Here is a 6,659-nt window from a genome sequence, read left to right as displayed (position 1 = left end):
GATAGTCTTATTTTTGTAGCGTTCTTTTCAGCAATATTAAGGGTTTCTTCTAAGGTTATGCTGTATGCGTTTATTAATGGTACTGCTATTAGACTAAGTATTAGCTGTTTTTTCATTTTTTTCACCTCTATCAATTAAGTAATAGAAAAATGGCACGTACACTAAGCTTAAAAATGTTCCAACGATTAGACCACCTATAGCAACCACTGCAAGAGGTGAAAGTCTTTCAAGTCCTATAGCCCATTCTAATGCAATTGGTATCATACCAACAGCTGTTCCAAATGCAGTCATCATAACTGGTCTTGTCCTTATGTTAACGCTTTCTAAAATAGCCTCTTCCTTAGAGTATCCTTTTTCTCTGTATGTCTTTATAAACTCTATAATCAAAATTGAGTTTTTAACTATGATTCCAGCAAGGAGAATAAATCCCATAATAGCCGGTAAACACATATGTTTATCTGCAATCAGTAATGACCATGAACCACCTATTATAGAAAGAGGAATTGCTAACATAATTGCCACAGGGTCTTTCCAAGATTTAAACACTGCTGCTAAAACTAAATATAAAATCACCAATCCAATCAAAATAGCTTTAAACATTCTTCCCATAGAGTCCATCATCTGCTGGATATCTCCGGTTTGCTCTATCTTTATGTTAGGCAGTGGAAAACCTGGATGGTTTTTTGCATACTTTTCAAACTCTTTCTGGAAGTTTTCCATTATGTGAGATATAGCATTTGTGCCTCTGTATCCGTAAATGTCCTGTGTATAATCTAAAGCTTGCCTTGTGATTATTGTCGGTTCTGCTTTTTGAGTAAACTCTCCAAGAGCTTCTAACGGCACAAATCCTTTTGGAGTTTTTATCAAGTAGCTTTTAAACTGGTCTATATAGCTTCTTTGTTCTGGTGAAAGGATTACTCTAATTAAAAATCCTGTTTCATTTGGAATGGTTAAAACAGATGAAATCTGACCTTGCAAGCCGGCACTTACTTGAACAGCTACATCATAAGGAGTTGTATTATAAAGAGCTGTTTTTTGTTTATCTATTTTAAACTCATACTCAATCTTATCCATGTCCCAGCTTTTAGATGCTGATTTTAGTCCCGGTGTATTGTTTGCTATCTCTAAAATTGCGTTTCCTGTTTTATTTAAAGCTTCAAGATTATCTGAGTAAAGAGTTGTATCAAGATTTGCTTTTATTGATGATAAAGCCGTTGCTCCGTAGTCATAAACATCAGCATACTTTACGTTAGGTAAAGTGTGAATATAATCCCTTATTTTGTCTTCAAGCTGCCATATTGTTTCTTTTCTTTCAAATCTATTGACAAATGCTATTGTAAATGATGCGGTTTGAGGTGTTCCACCACTGATCGTTAAAACTCCCGGTTCAGTTCCTATTGCAACAGAAACTCTTTTTACATTTCCAAGAGAGTAAATATAATCTTGAATTTTTTTAACTTCCTGGTTTACCTGCCAAATGGATGTATTACTGTTAAAAACAACGTTTGCCTTAACAATTCCTGTATCCATCGGTGGCATTAAATCTCTTCCAGTAAAAGGAATAAGTCTTAAACTTATAACAAACAACATTACAAGAGGCATAACAGCAAGAGGTCTTATTTTCTTTTTGTGAATCAGCGTTTTTATCCAATCTATGTAAATATTTTTTAAAGGATTTAGCCATGCCAACATAAATTGATTGATTTTAAGCTCCCAAACTGATTTTTTATCTGCATTTTTCAAAAACTTGATTGCTAAAATTGGAATTAAAGTGATTGAAACAACGTAAGATACAAAGATAGCAATCAAGAGTGTGCCTGCTAATGGTCTAAATATTTTTTCCGGAAAATCTCCAACAAACAGCATCGGAAATATGACCGCAGCAGTTGCAACAGTGCCACCAAAAACTACAAGCATAACTTCTTTTGTTCCATCTATTGCAGCTTCAACAGGTGATTTTTTTAATTCAAATAGATGTCTTTCTATATTCTCTAAAATAACTATCGCATCATCAACAAGCATACCAAGAGCTAAAATTACACCTGTCAAAGAAACTGTGTTAAATCCTATACCAAAAAGCCACATAAAGGCTATGGTAGCCAAATAAACAAAAGGTATTGATAAACCTGCGATGATAGTCATTCTTAGGTTTGCTAAGAATAAAAAGATTACCAAAGATGTAAAGATTATTGCATCTCTTAAAGCCTCAAGCATATTTTCATTACTTAGTTTAACTAACTCTTTTTGTGTGTCTGATATATCTATATTTAACTGTGGAAATTGAGCCTTTATTTTTGGCAGAACCTCTTCAACCGCTGAAATTGTGCTTAAAACAGCTCCGCCATAAGGTCTTTGAATTGCAAGAGCTATTCCCTCTTTTCCATTTCCTTGATACATTGCAGTAGGTGGCTTGATGCCAAACTCTACTTTTGCAACATCGCTAAGCTTAACATCTTTTGTTATCTGAATGTTTTTTAGTTCATCTAAACTTTTTGCCTCTGTTTTTAAGATAAACGTGTTTTGTGTATCTTTGTTAATCATTATTCCAAGTGGCATATCATTGTTTGATTTTTGGATAGCATTGATCACATCCTGAGGAGACAATCCATAAGAGCTTAATTTGGCATTGTCTATTTGAATATGTACTTCTTTTATATAGCCTCCAAAAACATCTACATTTGCTACCGCATTTGTTCTAAGTATTTCATTTTTAATTTGATTTTCTGCTATATACCTTACATCTTCCAAAGACAAATGAGAATCTTTCTTAGGACTTACAGTTAAAACCATTACAGGTGGTGTGTAAGACGTTATTTCATATATCTGTGGTGGCAGTATATCCTTTGGAAGTAGGTTTTGGACTTTACTAAGAGCATTGGCTACGTCTGTTTTTGCCTCTGCTAATGGCTTAGAATAATGAAATTCTGCTGTAACTGTACAAAATCCATCATTTGATGTTGAATATACTCTTCTTATACCGCTTATAGTATAAAGCTGTCTTTCAATAACAGATGCTGTATGGTCTGCTATGTATTTCGCAGTTGCTCCCGGCTCTTGAACTACCACTGCTATTTGAGGTCTATCAGCCGGTGGAAATAAATCCCTTGGCATAGAGAAAAATCCGATAATTCCCATAAAAGTAAAAGCAATTAAAATTGAAAATATAAAGTGAGGTTTAGATATATACCATTTTAGCATCAGTTTTCACCTCTAAATTCAATAAGCTTTTGACCTTCATAAATTCTTTGTAGCAAAGACTCATCTCCGACAACTACTTTATCTATTGTGCTTAAATTACCATCAACGCATGCCTCAGTTAATGTTTTAGCTTTCACTACAACAGGAACTAAATGAGCCTTTGAGTCTTTTATTCCTATCACATAATAACCATCTGCTTTTTTTACCACAGAATTAGCATGGACTATAAAGCCATCACATCTACCTTCTTTTATAAAAACATCAACAAATGTATGAGCAGGCAGATTGAAAGGATTATTTGAAACAGAAAGTTTTATGATTGATAGATTATTTTGAGCAGATTGTAAGACATCTTCCACAGCAGCATCAACAGACTGACCGTTATAGCTAACTTTTTCTACATCTCCTTTATTTACCTTCAAAGCCAATTCTGTTGGAACGTTGACGTAAACTAAGTATTTCCCACTTCCTACAATTTCAACCACCGGCTTACCTGCCAAAGCCACATCTCCAACGTTAACAAATTTATTTGCCACAACTCCATCAAAAGGAGCTCTATATTCTGTATATCTTAAATTAGATTTTAAAGACTCTATTTGACCGGCTACAGATTTAGCTTGGTCTTCTAACTGTTTTACTTTACCTAAAGCATTTTCTTTATTAGCCAAAGCTTGTTTATATAGATTTTCCATATTTTCTAACTGTTCTTTAGAGATAAGCTCTTTTTCATAAAGTCCTTTGTATCTTTCATACTCTTTTTTAGCATTTATGTACTGTGTATTTGATGCTTCGACCTGAGCTTTTGCACTATCTATTTGGTCTAAAATAGCTTTTTGAGAGTATGTCAAAGCTGATATGTTTGATTCTATATCACTGGAATCCAACTTAAAAACTAAATCTCCTTTTTTAACCCTTGTTCCTTCGTTTGCAACGTATAAAACCGTTGCACTAATCTTTGAACTTACAAGAGCATCATTCTCTGGTCTAAATTCTCCTAAGAATTTTTGATAAGATTCAAGCTCTCCTTGTTTTACGTTAGATGTATTTACTACCAACGGATAGCTTTTGGGTTTTTCAAAGCTTGCCAACTCTCGTTTCTTTCTAATGACAGAAAAGACAGCTATTAAAACGATTATCAAAACTACAAAAATAAAAATCTTTTTACTTTTACCCATCTTAGTCTCCATATTTTAAATTTATAAAAAATTTTTTATATAAACCATTTTTAAATAATTAGAGAGTTAAATATATGATTTAAATCATAATAATAGTTCTTTAACGTTATTTTGAATGAGGGTGTTAATACTCCTTAAGATCCATCATAAAAATTTGACAAGAAGTAATTTAAATTATAATATGATTAGATAATTAGCATCAAAAAGGAGTGATAAATATGGAATTTTTGTCTCAAAAAGTAGAGTTTAATATTAATATGATAAAGAAATACGACAAGCCAGCGCCAAGATATACCAGTTATCCACCGGCTACAGAATTTACACCGGATATAGATAAAGCTGAGTATGTAAAGAAAATAATTCAATCTAATGAAAGAAAAACACCGTTATCTCTATATTTCCATATTCCCTTTTGTGAAAATGCTTGTCATTTTTGTGGTTGTAATGTAATCATCACAAGAAGAAAAGAAGTAGTTAAGCCTTATTTAGACCATATTTATAAAGAGATGGACTTATACAAAACTCTTATAGATGTTAACAATAGAAAGGTTGTTCAGCTTCATTGGGGTGGTGGTACTCCAAACTATCTTTCAGATGAAGAGACAGTGGAACTTTTTGATGAGATTAAAAAAAGATTTCAAATAGATGAAAAAGCAGAAATATCAATAGAAATAGACCCAAGACATGTTGATAGAGATAGAATTTTCCTACTAAGAAAAATCGGTTTTAACAGAGCAAGCTTTGGAATCCAAGACTTTAATCCAAAAGTACAAGAAGCTGTAAACAGAATCCAGCCAGAAGAGATGATTTTTAACGTTATGAAATGGTTTAGAGAAGCAGGCTTTGAAAGTGTAAACATAGATTTAATCTATGGACTACCTTATCAAACACTTGAAACCTTTTCAGATACAATAGATAAAACCATCAAATTAAACCCGGATAGGATCGCAGTTTTTAACTTTGCATATGTTCCGTGGCTTAAAAGATTGCAAAGAAATATAGACGAAAAAACTCTTCCGCCACCGGAGGAAAAACTAAAAATTCTCCAAATGACAATAGAAAAGCTTACAAAAGCAGGTTATGTGTTCATCGGTATGGACCACTTTGCAAAGCCAAATGATGAGTTGGCAATAGCACAAAGAGAAAGAACCCTTCATAGAAACTTCCAAGGATACACAACAAAGGCAGAAGCTGAGCTTTTTGGATTTGGAGCTACCTCTATAAGCATGCTTTATGATGCTTACGTTCAAAACTACAAAGTTTTGAGAGATTATTACGAGCCAGTAGAAAATGGTCAGCTACCAATCGAAAGAGGTGTATATCTAACACAAGATGATATTATTAGAAGAGAAGTTATAATGAAGCTCATGTGTCATTTTAGACTAATAAAATCAGAAATAGAAGAAAAATTCAACATAAAATTTGATGAGTATTTTAAACAAGAATTAGAAAGCTTAAAAGAAATGGAGGAAGATGGACTGTTAACCTTATATCCAGATAGAATAGACGTGTCGCCTATTGGAAGACTTTTAATCAGAAATATCGCATCTACTTTTGATGTATATTTAAGAAACAAAAAAGAAAGAAGATTTTCAAAGGCTATATGAGTAAACAGCAGATGCTTAACGAGATACTAAAAAAACTTGAACTTATACTGTCAGCTTACATTAAAGAGCCGTTTATTGAAGATTCTTTATTAAAAGAATACTCTGCTTTTTTATTTTATAACTCAACTCTACAGCCAGTTAAAGATTATGCAAAAGTAAATATAGATAATTTAATAGGTATAGATTATCAAAAACAAGAGATGGTCAAAAATACAGAAAAGTTTGTAAAAGGACTGCCGGCGAATAACGTACTACTTTGGGGAGAAAGAGGCACAGGAAAATCTTCCTTAGTAAAGGCTATGCTTTCAATTTTTGCCGATAAAGGCTTAAAAATCATCCAAGTTTTAAAAGAAGATATTTTAAACATATTTAAACTTTATCCTATCATAAAAAATCAAGATGCTTACTTTATTCTATTTATAGATGACCTTTCATTTGAAAGCGACGAGAAAGACTTTAAAGAGTTTAAAACAATTCTTGACGGTGGACTTTTTGAAATTCCAGAAAACATGCTATTTTATGTCACTTCAAATAAGAAAAATCTAATTCCTATTAAATACTTTGGGTGAGAAATTCAAATATAAATAAAACATCTAAAAAAACTCCTTGGTGGCAGTTAAAATTGTAATAGCAAAAATTCCACCAAGGAGGTAAAAATGCAAAACTCTAATCTTTATTT

General features: G+C 32.5%; 4 protein-coding genes. 2 read left to right on the top strand and 2 right to left on the bottom strand.

Going from position 1 to position 6,659, the window contains the following annotated elements; genetic code table 11:
• Window positions 1–93: 93 nt before the first annotated feature.
• On the bottom strand, window positions 94–3,198 hold the full coding sequence (locus Q0929_RS08575; protein ID WP_299239908.1) for an efflux RND transporter permease subunit: 3,105 nt from the start codon (window positions 3,196–3,198) through the stop codon (window positions 94–96).
• Complete coding sequence (locus tag Q0929_RS08570; RefSeq protein ID WP_299239905.1) at window positions 3,198–4,373, bottom strand: efflux RND transporter periplasmic adaptor subunit; 1,176 nt, start codon at window positions 4,371–4,373, stop codon at window positions 3,198–3,200. Before Q0929_RS08570 ends, Q0929_RS08575 begins: the two co-directional genes overlap by 1 nt.
• A 218-nt stretch (window positions 4,374–4,591) precedes the next feature.
• Between Q0929_RS08570 and hemN the strand changes: the two genes are divergently transcribed.
• Together hemN and Q0929_RS08560 are read left to right on the top strand one after the other, a co-directional pair.
• Entirely contained in the window at window positions 4,592–5,980 is a 1,389-nt protein-coding gene (gene hemN / locus Q0929_RS08565; RefSeq protein WP_299239902.1) for an oxygen-independent coproporphyrinogen III oxidase, read from the top strand.
• An 11-nt stretch (window positions 5,981–5,991) separates the two neighbouring features.
• On the top strand, window positions 5,992–6,549 hold the full coding sequence (locus Q0929_RS08560) for a DUF815 domain-containing protein (protein ID WP_299239898.1): 558 nt from the start codon (window positions 5,992–5,994) through the stop codon (window positions 6,547–6,549).
• Window positions 6,550–6,659 lie beyond the last annotated feature (110 nt).

The sequence above is a fragment of the Sulfurihydrogenibium sp. genome (assembly GCF_028276765.1).
Lineage (GTDB): Bacteria > Aquificota > Aquificia > Aquificales > Hydrogenothermaceae > Sulfurihydrogenibium.
The sequence above is the reverse complement of the archived record's forward strand: the minus strand, read 5'-3'. Positions and strand labels throughout refer to the sequence as shown.